This is a genomic window from Duganella sp. Dugasp78 (assembly GCF_059491455.1).
Genome location: NZ_CP168506.1, coordinates 2,482,700 through 2,497,572 on the forward strand (window position 1 = coordinate 2,482,700; position 14,873 = coordinate 2,497,572).

11 protein-coding genes are annotated in these 14,873 nt (G+C 63.5%); all 11 read left to right on the forward strand.

Translation table 11 applies throughout. The features are described from left to right. Positions 1–95 precede the first annotated feature (95 nt). The 11 genes from ACEN9O_RS10960 (at position 96) to ACEN9O_RS11010 (ending at position 14,660) form a co-directional block, all read left to right on the forward strand. The gene (locus ACEN9O_RS10960) at positions 96–1,133 is read left to right on the forward strand and encodes an arginine N-succinyltransferase (RefSeq protein ID WP_495617570.1); all 1,038 of its coding nucleotides are present in this window, start codon (positions 96–98) and stop codon (positions 1,131–1,133) included. A 13-nt stretch (positions 1,134–1,146) separates the two neighbouring features. Further along, the gene (gene astA / locus ACEN9O_RS10965; protein ID WP_495617571.1) at positions 1,147–2,205 is read left to right on the forward strand and encodes an arginine N-succinyltransferase; all 1,059 of its coding nucleotides are present in this window, start codon (positions 1,147–1,149) and stop codon (positions 2,203–2,205) included. Beyond that, a complete protein-coding gene (gene astD, locus ACEN9O_RS10970) occupies positions 2,198–3,670 on the forward strand; it encodes a succinylglutamate-semialdehyde dehydrogenase (RefSeq protein ID WP_495617572.1) in 1,473 nt (490 codons plus the stop codon). The genes astA and astD overlap by 8 nt, the downstream gene beginning before the upstream one ends. A 9-nt stretch (positions 3,671–3,679) precedes the next feature. Continuing rightward, on the forward strand, positions 3,680–5,020 hold the full coding sequence (gene astB / locus ACEN9O_RS10975) for an N-succinylarginine dihydrolase (RefSeq protein ID WP_495617573.1): 1,341 nt from the start codon (positions 3,680–3,682) through the stop codon (positions 5,018–5,020). 198 nt (positions 5,021–5,218) lie between these two features. Beyond that, positions 5,219–9,931, forward strand: coding sequence for an NAD-glutamate dehydrogenase domain-containing protein (locus ACEN9O_RS10980; protein ID WP_495617574.1), 4,713 nt, complete (start codon positions 5,219–5,221; stop codon positions 9,929–9,931). A gap of 4 nt (positions 9,932–9,935) precedes the next feature. After that, complete coding sequence (locus tag ACEN9O_RS10985; RefSeq protein ID WP_495617575.1) at positions 9,936–10,925, forward strand: succinylglutamate desuccinylase; 990 nt, start codon at positions 9,936–9,938, stop codon at positions 10,923–10,925. A gap of 90 nt (positions 10,926–11,015) precedes the next feature. Next, the gene (locus tag ACEN9O_RS10990) at positions 11,016–11,540 is read left to right on the forward strand and encodes an EF-hand domain-containing protein (RefSeq protein WP_495617576.1); all 525 of its coding nucleotides are present in this window, start codon (positions 11,016–11,018) and stop codon (positions 11,538–11,540) included. 119 nt (positions 11,541–11,659) lie between these two features. Further along, entirely contained in the window at positions 11,660–11,905 is a 246-nt protein-coding gene (locus tag ACEN9O_RS10995) for an AbrB/MazE/SpoVT family DNA-binding domain-containing protein (RefSeq protein WP_495617577.1), read from the forward strand. Next, entirely contained in the window at positions 11,902–12,297 is a 396-nt protein-coding gene (locus ACEN9O_RS11000) for a type II toxin-antitoxin system VapC family toxin (RefSeq protein WP_495617578.1), read from the forward strand. Before ACEN9O_RS10995 ends, ACEN9O_RS11000 begins: the two co-directional genes overlap by 4 nt. Before the next feature lie 45 nt (positions 12,298–12,342). Next, positions 12,343–12,852, forward strand: a complete 510-nt coding sequence (locus ACEN9O_RS11005; protein WP_495617579.1) for a DUF1993 domain-containing protein — start codon at positions 12,343–12,345, stop codon at positions 12,850–12,852. 341 nt (positions 12,853–13,193) lie between these two features. Beyond that, on the forward strand, positions 13,194–14,660 hold the full coding sequence (locus ACEN9O_RS11010) for an APC family permease (protein ID WP_495617580.1): 1,467 nt from the start codon (positions 13,194–13,196) through the stop codon (positions 14,658–14,660). The last annotated feature ends 213 nt before the right edge of the window (positions 14,661–14,873 follow it).

Consider the following 14,873-nt stretch of genomic DNA (forward strand, 5'->3'; position numbering starts at 1 on the left):
GCTCAGCATGGATTCCCGCTTTCGCGGGAACGACGCGTTAACGGCCCGGGCGCCCGCCACGGGCTAGCATGCATTTAAAGCACTAAGGAGTTCACATGTATGTAGTCCGTCCGGTCGAACTTGCGGATATCGCTGCCCTCGAAGCGCTGGCCGCAGTGACCATGCCGGGTGTGCACACCTTGCCGAAAACGCGAGAGAAGATCGCCGACATGATCGAGCGTTCGATCGCCTCGTTCGCCGCGCACGTCGACATCCCCAGCGAGGAATCCTACCTGCTGGTGCTGGAGTCGCCGAAGGACAAGACCATCGTCGGCACCGCCGCGATCTTCGCCGCCGCCGGTTCCAACGGCACCTATTTCTCCTTCCGTAACGACGTGATCCAGCAGGTCTCGCGCGACCTGAACATCAGCCACAGCGTGCACGCGCTGACGCTGTGCTCCGAGCTGACCGGCTATTCGCAGCTGTCGAGCTTTTACGTCGGCGAGCGCGAACACGGCACGCCGGAAGCGGCCCTGCTGTCGCGCGCGCGCCTGATGTTCGCCGTGCTGGCGCCACACCGCTTCGCCGACCGCTTCTTCGTGCCGCTGGCCGGCGTGACCGATGCCGACGGCGGTTCGCCGTTCTGGGATGCGCTGGGCCGCAAATTCTTCAAGATGGATTTCCTCGACGCCGAACGCGTCATCGGCGGCGCCCGTAACCGCACGCTGATCGTCGAGCTGATGCCGCACTATCCGGTCTACGTGCCGCTGCTGCCGGGCGACGCCCAGGCGGCCATGGGCCAGATCCATCCGTCGGGCGAATTGGCGTTCAACCTGCTGACGGCCGAAGGCTTCGAAGCCGACGACTACATCGACATCTTCGACGGCGGCCCGATCCTGCAGGCGCACAAGAATTCGCTGCGCACCTTCACCGGCGCGCTGCAGCGCCGCGTGATCACCGCCGCCGAGTCGCCGGACCGCGGCCGCGAACCGCAGCTGCGCTACGCGGTGGCCTCCGGCTCCGAACACAACTTCCGCGCCGTGATCACGCATTGCGCGTCGCTGGAATCGCAAGTCAATGTGGCGCTGCCGGCCGACGTGCAGGAAGCGCTCCAGATCGCCGAAGGCGATACCGTCATCTGCGTCAGAATCTAAGAGTGGACCAACTATGCTAGTAGTACGCGCAATCACAGCCAACGACCTCGACGCCCTGTACGTGATGGCCACGCAGGTCGGCAGCGGCATGACCACCCTCAAGCCGGACATGAAGATGATGGGCGACCGCCTGGCGATCGCCGTCGCCTCGTTCGCCGAAACTATCCCGCCCGAAAAGCGCGACTACATGTTCGTCATGGAGGACACCAGCAACGGCCGCATCGCCGGCGTGTGTGCGATCAAGGGCGCGGTCGGCCTGACCGAACCGTTCTACAACTACCGCATCGGCACGCTGGTGCATTCCAGCCGCGAGCTGGACGTGTTCACCCGCATGGAGACGCTGTACCTGTCGAACGACCTGACCGGCAGCACCGAATTGTGCTCGCTGTTCCTGGCGCCGGACTACCGCACCGGTAACAACGGCAAGCTGCTGTCGAAGAGCCGCTTCCTGTTCATCGCGCAGTTCCCGCACCTGTTCACCGAAAAGCTGATCGCCGAGATGCGCGGCTACCAGGAGGAGAGCGGCCGTTCGCCGTTCTACGAAGGCCTGGGCCGCCACTTCTTCAAGATGGACTTCGACCATGTCGACGACCTGACCGCCGTCGGCAAGAAATCCTTCATCGCCGAACTGATGCCGCGCCAGCCGCTGTACGTGGACTATCTGCCGGAAGACGCGCAGCAGGTGATCGGCAAGGTCCACACCTCGACCGCGCCGGCGCGCCGCCTGCTGGAGCAGGAGGGCCTGTACTTTGAAGGCTATGTCGACATCTTCGACGCCGGCCCGGTGCTGCAGGCGCGCGTGTCGGAACTGCGCGCCATGCGCGACAGCACGCTGGCCGAGATCGGCCTGGCGACGGACTGGGATTCGGCCTGCGCGCCGGAATCCGCCGCCGCCGAACCGATGCTGGTGTCGAACACCACGCTCAAGGATTTCCGCATGATCCTGTCGCAATCGGTGCCGGTCAACGGCGCCATCGCGCTGCCGGAAGCCGAACAACAACTCCTGCACTGCCACACCGGCGATACCGTGCGCACGCTGTCCCTTAATTTGAGGAAGAATCCACATGTCTAAAGCTTTGAGTAACTTCATCAACGGCGAATGGCTCGCCGGTAGCGGCGCCGAACTGGTCACCATCGATCCATCGAACGGCAAGCAGACCTGGGCCAGCAACGAATCGACCGCGCAGGACGTGGGCCACGCCTGCGCCGCCGCGCGCGACGCGTTCGAGGCCTGGGCCTTGACGCCGCTGGCCGAGCGTATCGCCGTCTGCACCCGCTTCCGCGACCTGCTCAAGCAGGACGCCGAGGAGCTGGCGCTGCTGATCGCCGAGGAAGTGGGCAAGCCAATGTGGGAAGCCCGCACCGAAGTGACCACCATGGCCAACAAGATCGACATCTCGGTGCAGGCCTACGGCGCGCGCACCGGCGAAACCCAGAACAAGGTCGCCGACGGCGAGGCCGTGCTGCGTCATCGTCCGCACGGCGTGTTCGGCGTGTTCGGTCCCTATAACTTCCCGGGCCACCTGCCGAACGGCCATATCGTGCCTGCGCTGATCGCCGGTAACACCGTGGTCTTCAAACCGAGCGAATACGCGCCGCGCACCGCCGTGAAAACCGTGCAGCTGTGGGAAAAGGCCGGCGTACCTAAAGGCGTGATCAACCTGGTCAACGGCGGCCGCGATGCCGGCGTCGCGCTGGGCCAGAACGAGCTGCTGGACGGCGTGCTGTTCACCGGCAGCTGCCAGACCGGCACCGCGCTGCACAAGCAGTTCGGCGGCCAGCCAGGCAAGATGCTGGCGCTGGAAATGGGCGGTAACAATCCGCTGGTGGTGTGGGACGTCAAGGATATCGACGCCGCCGTGTTCATGGCGATTTCGTCGGCCTTCATCTCGGCCGGCCAGCGCTGCACCTGCGCGCGCCGCCTGATCGTCAAGCAGGGCGCGGAGGGGGAGGCGATCATCGCGCGCCTGGTCGACGTGGCCAGCCGCCTGACCATCGGCGCCTCCGCCGCGGAACCGGCGCCGTTCATGGGCCCTGTGGTTTCGGCGGCGATCGCCAAGCGTCTGGTGCAGGCGCAGGCCGACATGGTTGCCAAGGGCGGCAAGAGCCTGCTGGCGATGAGGCAGCTGGATGAAAACACCGGCTTCGTCTCCGCCGGTATCGTCGACGTGACCGACGCCAAAGGCATCCCGGATGAAGAATGGTTCGGTCCTCTGCTGCAGGTGATCCGCGTGGCGGACTTCGACAGCGCGATCAAAGCCGCCAACGCCACCGAATTCGGCCTGGCCTCGGCACTGATCTCGAACGACGAAAAGCTGTGGAAGATCTTCCAGGTGCGCGCACGCGCCGGCATCGTCAACTGGAACCGTCCGACCACCGGCGCCGCCAGCAGCGCGCCGTTCGGCGGCGTGGGCAAATCGGGCAACCATCGTCCGAGCGCCTACTACGCGGCCGACTACTGCGCCTATCCGGTCGCCTCGATCGAAAACAATGTACTTGAAATGCCTGCGAAACTGTCGCCGGGCATGCACTTCTAAGGAACCGAGATGCGCGCACGCGAATTCAACTTCGACGGCCTGGTAGGCCCATCGCACAACTACGCCGGTCTGTCGTTCGGCAATGTGGCCTCGTTCAGCAACGTCAAGAGCGCTTCGAATCCGAAGCTGGCGGCGCTGCAAGGGCTGGCCAAGATGCGCGCGCTGGCCGCGCGCGGCTTCGGCCAGGCGCTGCTGCCGCCGCAGGACCGTCCGAATTTCCGCCTGCTGCGCAGTATCGGTTTCACCGGCAGCGATGCCGAGGTGCTGGCCAAGGCCGCCAAGGAGTCGCCGGTGATCCTGGCGTGTGCTTATTCGGCCTCGCCGATGTGGACCGCCAACGCGGCCACGGTCAGCCCGTCCGCCGACAGTGCCGACGGCCGCGCGCACTTCACCGCCGCTAACCTGAATAACAAGCTGCACCGCGCCTTCGAGCACGCGCAGTCGGCGCGCTCGCTGCGCGCCATCTTCAAGGACGAGAAGCACTTCGCCGTGCATGACGCGCTGCCAGGCACGCCGGCATTCGGCGACGAAGGCGCGGCCAACCACACCCGCCTGTGCAAGGACCACGGCAGCGCCGCCGTCGAGATGTTTGTCTACGGTCGCACCGAGTTCGACGCCTCGGCGCCGGCGCCGAAAAAATACCCGGCCCGCCAGACGCTGGAAGCATCGCAGGCGGTGGCGCGTCTGCACGGCCTGTCGGCCGAGCGCACCGTCTACATCCAGCAGAATCCGGACGTGATCGACCAGGGCGTGTTCCACAACGACGTGATCGCGGTCGGCAACGGCAATGTGCTGTTCTACCACGAGCAGGCGTTTGCCGACGAGGCGGGCGCGCTGGAACAGCTGCGCCGCGCGATGGGCGGCGTGGGCGCGGACCTGAACGCGATCCGCGTCGATACCGCCAAGGTGTCGGTGGCCGACGCGGTGCACAGCTATCTGTTCAACAGCCAGCTGCTGAGCAAGGACAACGGCAAGATGGCGCTGGTGATCCCGCAGGAGTGCGAGGAAAACGCCGCCGTGGCGGCCTATCTGCAAGGCCTGGTCGCCAGCGGCAACGCGGTCGACGAACTGATTCACTTCGACCTGCGCCAGTCAATGCGCAACGGCGGCGGCCCCGCGTGCCTGCGCCTGCGCGTGGCGCTGACCGACGCCGAGGCGGCGGCCATGCATCAAGGCGTGGTGATGACCGAGGCGCTGTACCACACGCTGGTGGCGTGGGTGGAGAAGCACTACCGCGACCGCCTGGAACCGTCCGACCTGGCCGATCCGGCGCTGGCGATCGAAGTGCACACCGCGCTGGAGGACTTGAGCCGGATTTTGGGCCTGCCAGGACTGTATGATTTGAGTTAACCACGTCGTTCCCGCGCAGGCGGGAATCCATACTCAGCATGGGTTCCCGCCTGCGCGGGAACGACGGGGCTGGTAATCGGGGGTTCTATCCCCATATATGGATTTTGGTGTCTAATAGCGCTCAACCACTGCCGCGCAGCCACAAGCCGGCGCGGCGCCTGCAACATAAAATACTTATAACGTATTGGAGAAGCAACGATGAAACAAATGCCACAAGACCTGCGTAAACAGACGCTGGAATTGGTCAACGCCAGCAAGCCAGCCAGCGACAGCACACAAGTCGCGGCGCTGATCAGCGCCTGGCTCGGTTCCCTGGACGACGAAGACCTGGCGGGCACCGCGCCCGATAGCCTTGCACCGGTCTTGTGGGACGGTTTCACTCAAGCCTCCAAGCGTTCCGGCTCCGGCGCGCAGATCGCCAAGCTGCGCTACGCGGACGGCCGCGGCGGCATGGCCACCGCGCTGCTGGTGCTGAACGACGACATGCCTTACCTGGTCGACTCCATCGTCATGGCGATGCGCAAACTGCGCGTGGGCGTGAGCGGTGTATTGAACTCGGTGCTGCCGGTCGCGCGCAACGCCGACGGCGTGGTCACCGCAGTTGGACAGAGCGGCGGCAAACTCGAATCCTATGTACTGTGCCTGCTGGCCGAAGATCTGCCTGAAGCTGAACTGGGCATGCTGGTCGAGCGTATCGAAATGGTGTCGCGCGACGCCGCCGTGGTGCGCCGCGACAAAGCCGCGATGCAGGAACACTTCAGCCGCATCGGCGCCGAAGCCGCCTCGCACGGCGACGAAGGCAAGGAAGTCGCAGCCTTCCTGGAATGGGCCAAGACCGAAGGCTTCGAGCCGTTCGGCTACGCCTACTACCAGGTCAAACCGGGCGTGCGCGAGCTGGAACGCGATATCCCCAGCCGCATCGGCGTGCTGCAGGATACTTCGCATCCGGTCTACGGCACCTGCCTGGCCAATATCCCCGGCGACTTCGACACGCTGTCGAAGCGCGCCCACACGCTCTCCATCGTCAAGGCCGACGTTGAGGGCACGCTGCACCGCGACCAGCAACTGGACTTCATCGGCATCCGCCACACCGACGCGCAAGGCGCGATTCTCGGCGAGTACTGCTTCGTGGGCCTGTTCACCCGCGCCGCCACCGCGACGCCGCTGAACCGCCTGCCGTTCGCACGCGGCCGCGTGGCCAAGGTGCTGAGCATCGCCGGCGTGCGCCAGGAAGGTTTCCGCGCCGAGAAATTCATCGAGATCCTGGAATCGCTGCCGCGCACCGAGGCGCTGGAAGCGGAACCTGAATGGCTGGCCGAAGTCTGCGGCGCCGTCGTTTCGCTGTACAAGCAGCCGCGTACCAAGGTGTTCGCCCGCCGCGACGTGTACGCGCGTCACCTGAACGTGCTGGTCTACCTGCCGCGCGAGCGTTACAGCGCAAGCGTCGCTTCGTCGCTGGCCAAGGCGCTGCAGGCCAGCTCCGGCGCCCAGCATGTCAGCTCGCAGACGCTGGTGGCCGACGGCCCGCTGGCCCGCGTGTACCTGATCGCCCACGCCGCGCGTTATCCGCTGGACCTGGAAACCGATATCCAGCTGCCGCTGGTGTCGGTGCTGGACGGCTGGCATGACCAGTTCTCCGCGCTGGCCGATGCCGTGCCGGACGTGCCGCTGCGCGCCCGCCTGCGCAAGATGTGCGCCACGCTGCCGACCGATTACGTCGCCTCCACCGCGCCGGAAGCGGCCTTCCACGACCTGGGCACCATCCTGCGCAATACCGATCCATCGCGCGTGGACGTGCGTGTGGAGACGGTCGCCGATGCGACCACCATCCGTCTGTATTCCGTCGACCGCGTACCGTCGCTGTCGACCATCCTGCCTGCACTGCATAACGCCGGCGTGGCGATCGACCGCGAACAGGCGCACTCGCTGCGCGTGGACGGCCAGCGTCACTATGTCACCAGCCTGTCGGTGGATGCTGTCAGCGGCGCCAACCTGGCCAAGCCGGAGATCGTGCCGGTCGCGCAGGAACTGTTCGCCGCGCTGTTCAACAACGAAGCCGAAGACGGCCGCCTGAATGGCCTGGTCATCGAGGGCGGCTTGAGCGTGCGCCAGGTACAACTGGTGCGTGCCTACATGAGCTACTGGCGCCAGACCGGCACCCGTTTCTCGGTGCGCTATATCGCCGAGACGCTGCGCAAGCAGCCGGTGGTGATCCGTGAGCTGGTGGAGGCCTTCCTGCAGCGCTTCAACCCGGCGCTGGACGAAGCCACCCGCACCGCCGCGCTGGACAAGCTGGCCGGCATCAAGAGCCGTCTGCCGGCGATCAACCACGCCGATACCGAAGAAGTGCTGGGCGCGATGACCGACCTGATGGTCGCCACGCTGCGCACCAACTACTTCCAGAATAATCAGAAGGGCGACAAGATCATCTTCAAGTTCGACACCAGCAGCCTGTCGCTGGTGCCGGAACCGCGTCCGTTCCGCGAGATCTTCGTGTTCTCGCGTCGCTTCGAAGGCGTGCACCTGCGCGGCGGCCCGGTCGCCCGCGGCGGCCTGCGCTGGTCGGACCGCATGGAAGACTACCGCACCGAGGTCCTCGGCCTGGTGAAGGCGCAGATGGTGAAGAACGCCGTCATCGTGCCGGCCGGCGCCAAGGGCGGCTTCGTCTGCAAGCAGATGCCGAAAGACGCCGTGCGTGAAACCATCGCGGCCGAAGGCGAAGCAGTGTATCGCCTGTTCATCGCCAGCCTGCTGGAAATGACCGACAACCGCGTGCTGGGCAAGATCGTTTCGCCAGCCGACACCGTGTGCTACGACGGCAACGACCCGTACCTGGTGGTGGCGGCCGACAAGGGCACCGCGACCTTCTCCGACATCGCCAACGGCATCGCCGTGCAGCGCGGTTTCTGGCTGGGCGACGCGTTCGCGTCGGGTGGCTCGAATGGCTACGATCACAAGAAGATGGGCATCACCGCCAAGGGCGCGTTCGAAGCGGTCAAGCGCCACTTCTATGAAATGGACCACGACATCCACGCCACGCCGGTGACCATGGTCGGCGTGGGCGACATGTCCGGCGACGTGTTCGGCAACGGCGCGCTGCTGTCGCGCAAACTGAAAATCGTGGCGGCCTTCGATCACCGTCATATCTTCCTCGATCCGAATCCGGACATGGAAAAATCCTTCGTCGAACGCGAACGCATGTTCGCGCTGCCGCGCTCCTCGTGGGACGACTACAACAAGGAACTGATCTCGGCCGGCGGCGGCGTGTACCCGCGTACTGCCCGCAGCATCGAACTGTCGCCGCAGATCCGCACCGCGCTGGACATCGAGGAAACCTCGCTGCCGCCTGAAGAACTGATGCACCGCATCCTGCTGGCGCCTGTGGACCTGTTCTACAACGGCGGCATCGGCACCTACATCAAGGCGTCGACCGAATCGCACGCGCAGGTGAAGGACCGCGCCAACGACAACATCCGCGTCGACGGCAACCAGCTGCGCTGCAAGGTCGTGGCCGAAGGCGGCAACCTGGGCGCGACCCAGGCCGGCCGTATCGAGTTCGCGCTGGCGGGCGGCCGTATCTTCACCGATGCGATCGACAATTCGGCCGGCGTGGATTGCTCGGACCATGAAGTGAACGCGAAGATGTGGCTGGACGTGGAAATGAACGCGGGCCAGCTGAGCGAAGCGGACCGCAACCGCGTGCTGAACGAAATGACCGCCGACATCGAACGCCTGGTCCTGCGCGACAACACGCTGCAAACGCAGCTGCTGGTGCGTGAAGCCCAGGCGCAGACCGACGCCGCGGTGCAGGACGGCTATGCCGCGCTGATCGCGTCGCTGGAGGAGGAGGGCGCGCTGTCGCGTGAACTGGAGCAGCTGCCATCGGTGGCCGAGCTGGCGCGCCGCAAGGCCGACGGCCGTGGCCTGACCACGCCGGAACTGGCGGTGGTGATCGCCAACGTCAAGAACCGCTACAAGCGCATCCTGTCGGCACTGCCGCTGACGGACCTGAGCTGGGCCGAGTCGGTGCTGAAGCCGTACTTCCCGGATCTGCTGGTGGCCACTCGTCCTGCGCTGGCGCACCCGCTGGCCAACGCCATCCTGGCGACCGTGCTGGCCAATGAATCGGTCAACCGTTGCGGTCCGCTGATGCTGCGCCAGTTGGCCGGCGAGCATGGCGTGGACGAATCGGATGTGATCCTGGCGTGGGGCCAGGCATGGTCCGCATTGAACCTGGCGCCGATCTTCACGACGCTGGATGCGGATGCGCTGAAGGTGCCGCGTGCCGTGTCGATCAAGGTCGATGGCCGTACCCGTGTGCTGCAGAAGTCCGTCATCGAAGGCGTGCTGACGGTGCCTACCGACCAGTTGCGTGCTGGTGTCGCCGAGCTGACCAAGCTGTTCGCCAAACCGGAAACGCTGGCGCAGCTGACGCCAGCGGACGGCCAGTCGGATGCGGACATCACCTCCGGCCTGCGCGCCGAATTCGTTCAGGCCTGGAAGGCTGTCGAGGCGATCGATGCGGTGGCGGCGTTTGTGTTCGCGGCGCTGTCGGTATCGCGTCCGCAGGGCATGGACCTGCCGGCGTTCCTGCAGGTTGGCCTGGCGCTGCGCGGCCAAGTTGGCATCGATACGCTGGAGCGCGGCCTGAAGCTGCCGGCCACCAGTCGCTCGCAGGAGCAGCTGCGCAGCTACGCGCAGAACGCGCTGCGCCGCACGCAGCAACGCTTGCTGTCGCAAGTGCTGCAGCATGCGACCGGCGACCATACGGCGGCGGAAGCGGTGGAAGTCGTGGCCAACACGCTGGGCTTGTCCGGCTATGCGGCGGCGACCGATCTGGAACAGGCGATGCTGGATGTTTGGGCCTTGTCCGAAGCGACCAACGCCAGTAACACGATGCTGGCGGTGTAAGTAGATGAGCGATTTGCCCAAGGCTTTGCCGGAATCTGTGCGCGCGCTGGCTGAAGCGGATTTCAGCGTCGTCGCGCAGCGCTTTTCGGCGGCCGGTTTTGCGGTGACGCAGCCGGCCGACGGTATCCTGACGATCAAGGCCGGGGGCGAGCGTCCGAGCGTGCTGATTTCGGTCGGCGTGCACGGTGACGAGACCGGACCGATCGAGGTGGTGGCGTATCTGCTGGACGCCTTGTCACAGCAGGCTTCCGCGCTGGCGGTGAACCTGATGCTTTGCGTCGGCAATATCGGCGCGATCAGGGCCGGCAAGCGCTTCATCGATGCGGACTTGAACCGCATGTTCCGCAAGGAGCGAGGTTCGCTGGAAGGCACGTCCGAGGCGGCGCGCGCCGATGTGATGATCGCCGCGACCTCGGCGTTCTTCGATGGCGCGGGGCCGGTGCGCTGGCATCTGGATCTGCATACGGCGATACGGCCGTCGGTGTATCCAACCTTCGCCATCGTGCCGGAGCTGATTCCCGACCAGCCGCGCCGCGAGTTGATCGAGTGGCTCGGCTTGGCCGGCATCGGCGCGGTCATCATGAACCCGGCTTCGGTCGGAACGTACAGCTACTACTCGGCCGAGCATCACGCGGCGGCTGGGACCACGGTGGAGTTGGGGCGCATCGGCACCTTGGGGCAGAACGATCTGTCGCAGTTTGCCGATGCCTCGCTGGCGCTGGACGACCTGCTGCGCGGCGCGGCCAAGCGTGAGGCCAAGCAGCAGCCGCACGTGTTCAACACGGCGCGCCAGATCATCAAGTTGAGCGACAAGTTCCAGATGGCGTTCGGCAAAGACACGCACAACTTCACGGCGCTCAAGCAGGGCGAGGAAATCGCGCGCGATGGCGATACCGTCTACACCGTCCAGTATCCAGAGGAGCTGGTGGTGTTTCCTAATCCGGACGTGCGCATCGGGCTGCGCGCCGGTTTGATGGTGGTGCGCGTCGCCTGATCTTTACGTCGCTTTACACTTTGCGGGGTCATAGTTACATCGATTGGTTCGTTAACAGGACAACAGTGTCCTCACAACGGAGCAATCACCATGACAACAGCAATCAGCGGCGTTACAAGCGGCAGTACCCAGGCCCCCACCTTCGATCCCGCGAAAGGGGCGGCGCGCTTTGCGGCCAAGGTCTTCAAAGACCTTGATGCCGACAAGGACGGCAAGGTCAATAAAGACGAATTCGTATCCGGCTTGGAAAAGAAAGGCGTGTCGGCCGATGACGCCACCAAGCAGTTCGACGCGATCGATACGCAGAAGAATGGTTCGATCACCCAGTCCGATCTGGAAACCGCGATCAAGAGCGGCACCTTTGCGCCACCGCGCCCCAACGGCGGTGCAGGCGGCCCGCAAGGCGGCCAGCATGCGGAAGGAGCGCGCGGCGCGGGTGGTGGTGGCGCGGGCGGCGTCAGCAGCTCCAGCAGCTCGACCAAAACCTACGAAGCGGCCGACACCAACAAGGACGGCACGGTCTCCGCGCAGGAGCAGCTGGTCTACAGCATCTCCCATCCCGACAAAACGTCCGACGCCAGCAAGATCGGCAACAACGTCGACCAGTTGGCCTGAGCGCTAGCCAACAATGGCCTGAGTTAATGAATTGAGGCCTCGCAAAGGCAACGCTGCGTTCTCTTGATTTTTCCGCGCATACGCCTAGAGTAAAGGGCATATGCGTTGAGGAGCAAATCATGACTACTGCTTTTGTGGCTCCAGACGGTACGGTAACTGTACCGCGCTCAGTGAGGAAAGCGCTTGGTCTTGAGAATGGCGGCCGTATTGAGTTTCTACCGTTCGGCGATGGACAGGTCGTTATGATTGCAATGAATTTGTCTCCCAAGATGGTGGAGGGAATTTTGCCCAAGCCGGATCTTAATTGTTCAGTTGAGGAGATGGTTGAGATTGCGGCGAAGCGTGCAGCTTTGGCGTCCAAATGATAGGCCTGGACACCAATGTGCTGGTGCGATATTTTATGCAGGACGACGCTCGTCAGTCTGCTCAGGCCAGAGCGTTGGTTAACTCGCTTTCGTTATCGAACAGAGGCTTTATCAGCCTGGTTGTGATTTCAGAGTTCGTCTGGGTTTTGAGTTATGTCTTTCAGCTGTCAAGAAATGATGTTCACGAAATGCTTGGCAGGCTATCCAGGATGCCGGAATTCAAGCTGGAAAAAATAGTGGTCTTCTTGCAGGCGCTTCGGCTCTGCAATACGTCGTCGGCAGATTTTATCGACTGCTTGATTGTCAGTGTGGCCAAGCGAGCTGGCTGCTCCCACACTGCGACCTTCGATCGAAAAGCTACCAAGGTTCCCGGCGTGCTGCGTGTCGACTAGGCTTGCGTTACACTCACAACCTGTTCCTATCGTTTGGAGTTCGCGATGTCGTTATCGATGCATCAGGTTTCGGTGCCCGTGTTTGTGCGTGGCTTGAAGGTGTTGTCGGATTTACTGAAGAAGGCGGAGGCGCATGTCGAGCAGCATGGCTCGGTGCCGGATGCGATGATCTCCGCGCGGCTGGCGGACGATATGTTGCCGTTGTCGGCGCAGGTGCAGCGCGCCAGCGATACGTCGAAATTGTCGGTGGAGCGCTTGAGCGGCGTGGCCGCCCCCAAGTTTGAAGACAACGAAACGTCGTTCGCGCAATTACAACAGCGGATAGCCGATACCATCACTTACTTGAACAGCGTCGCGGAAAGCGATTTCGCCGGCAGCGAAGCGCGCGCGATCAAACTTAATTTTGGTTCGTTCCAGCCGGAGTTCAAAGGGGACGAGTATCTGCTGACGTTCGCGCTGCCGAACTTCTTCTTCCACATCGCCACCGCCCACGACATCCTGCGCAACCAGGGCGTCCCGGTCGGCAAGCGCGACTATCTCGGACCGTTCGCTTAGCCGCGCACCAGCCAGGCCGCCAGCGTGCCCGCCAGGCCCAGCAAAACAACGGCGGCGCCCGCGACGGCAGGAGGGAAACGCCGGGATACGGTAGGGATCTTTTGAATTGGCATGATGGGCTCTCTCTTGGCTTGATGTAATACTTGAGCCTAGAGTAGCTTGACAACAATTTCCAATCTATACATCCGGCTGTATCAAAAGTAAGCAACTGTAACGGAGCCCTTGCCCCGCCTGGGGTTTGAGTTGTTTTTCTAACACAAAATTACTGTAATGCGACGGACCGGAAGGCCCTATAATCGCTTAGTTTTTTTGCCCGTACATATTTCCCACAAGGATAGCCTGTGAACCAAACGCTGGTCCAGAAACTGACCCGTACCAAGCCGGTCGATAACACAGTAGAAACTGCTCATACCAGTAGCAATAGCCTGCACCGCTCCATAGGCTTGTTTCCCCTGACAATGATAGGTGTCGGCGCCACGATCGGCACCGGTATCTTCTTCACGATGGTGGAAGCCGTGCCGAAAGCCGGGCCTTCCGTGATCCTGTCCTTCCTGTTCGCCGCCATCACCGCCGGCCTGACCGCGCTGTGCTACGCCGAACTGTCGTTCCGCATTCCGGCGTCCGGCTCGTCGTATTCGTTTGCCTATGCCACGGTCGGCGAGTTCCTGGCCTTCATCATGGCGGCCTGCCTGCTGCTTGAATATGGATTGGCGGCCAGCGCGACGGCGATCGGCTGGTCCGACTACCTGAACAACTTCCTCAACAACGCCTTCGGCTGGCATATCCCCGAAGTGTTGCGCTCGCCGATGATCGTCTCCACGGCCAAGGGCATCGAGTTCCATCCCGGGCATATCAACCTGCCGCCGGTGATGCTGGTCGGCCTGTGCTGCCTGCTGCTGATACGCGGCACCAAGGAATCGGCCACCACCAACGCCATCATGGTCATGATCAAGCTGGCGATCCTGATCTTCTTCGTGGTGATCGCCTTCGCCGGCTTTGATATAAACAATTTCCACCCTTTCTTCAGCCCGGACAACGGCGTGCACATCACCGGCATGACCGGCGTGACGGCGGCGGCGGCGACCGTGTTCTTCTCCTTCATCGGGCTGGACACCGTGGCCACCGCCGGCGAGGAAGTGCGCGACCCCAAGCGCAACGTGCCGATCGGCATCCTGGCGGCGCTGGGCATCGTGACCCTGTTCTACCTGCTGGTGGCCGTGGCCGCGATGGGTGCGCAGCCTGCCTACAAGTTCGCCGGGCAGGAAGCCGGCCTGGCCGTGATCCTGCAAAACGTGACGGGCAAGACCTGGCCGGCGCTGGTGCTGGCGGCCGGCGCCGTGATCTCGGTGTTCAGCGTGACGCTGGTGACGATCTACGGCCAGACCCGCATCCTGTACGCGATCTCGAAGGACGGCCTGATCTCGCCGTCGTTCCGTAAGGTCAACCCGCGTACGGCGTCGCCGGTGCATAACACGCTGATCGTCTGCATGGTGGTCGGCCTGGTGGCCGGTTTCGTCGATGCGACCTTCCTGTGGGATATGGTCAGCATGGGCACGCTGACCGCCTTCATCGTGGTGTCGCTGGCGGTGCCGGTGATGCGCAAGAAGGAAAACGGCAAGGGCACCAAGGGCTTCCGCGTGCCGTTCGGCCCGTATGTGGTGCCGGGCCTGAGCATTATCGCCTGCCTGTACCTGATGTTCGGCCTGTCGATGACGACCTACACCATCTTCATCATCTGGATGAGCGCGGCGATCCTGACCTACTTCCTGTACGGCATGCGCAATTCGCGACTGAATCACGCCCAATAAAACGGCGAGACGAAAAAAAGCCCCCATCGGCACTGAGCGCGATCTTGAGCGCGTTCAGGCTGATGGGGGCTTTTTTACGTCGGTTTGCTTATGCTTCGTCTTTGCCAGGCTTGGCGCCCAGGTAGAGGCGCAGTACGAGGCCGGACAGGGCGATGGCGGCAGGCAGGTTTTCGATGATGGTCAGCATGGTGATCTCCAGGAAGTTAAATTCGG

Bases quoted from the DNA above. Each gene is read 5' to 3' on its own strand.
- ACEN9O_RS10995 (WP_495617577.1), top strand. From the start codon at position 11,660: ATGACTACTGCTTTTGTGGCTCCAGACGGTACGGTAACTGTACCGCGC.
- ACEN9O_RS10990 (WP_495617576.1), top strand. From the start codon at position 11,016: ATGACAACAGCAATCAGCGGCGTTACAAGCGGCAGTACCCAGGCCCCC.
- ACEN9O_RS10985 (WP_495617575.1), top strand. From the start codon at position 9,936: ATGAGCGATTTGCCCAAGGCTTTGCCGGAATCTGTGCGCGCGCTGGCT.
- ACEN9O_RS11005 (WP_495617579.1), top strand. From the start codon at position 12,343: ATGTCGTTATCGATGCATCAGGTTTCGGTGCCCGTGTTTGTGCGTGGC.
- ACEN9O_RS11000 (WP_495617578.1), top strand. From the start codon at position 11,902: ATGATAGGCCTGGACACCAATGTGCTGGTGCGATATTTTATGCAGGAC.
- ACEN9O_RS10980 (WP_495617574.1), top strand. From the start codon at position 5,219: ATGAAACAAATGCCACAAGACCTGCGTAAACAGACGCTGGAATTGGTC.
- ACEN9O_RS10960 (WP_495617570.1), top strand. From the start codon at position 96: ATGTATGTAGTCCGTCCGGTCGAACTTGCGGATATCGCTGCCCTCGAA.
- astD (WP_495617572.1), top strand. From the start codon at position 2,198: ATGTCTAAAGCTTTGAGTAACTTCATCAACGGCGAATGGCTCGCCGGT.
- astB (WP_495617573.1), top strand. From the start codon at position 3,680: ATGCGCGCACGCGAATTCAACTTCGACGGCCTGGTAGGCCCATCGCAC.
- astA (WP_495617571.1), top strand. From the start codon at position 1,147: ATGCTAGTAGTACGCGCAATCACAGCCAACGACCTCGACGCCCTGTAC.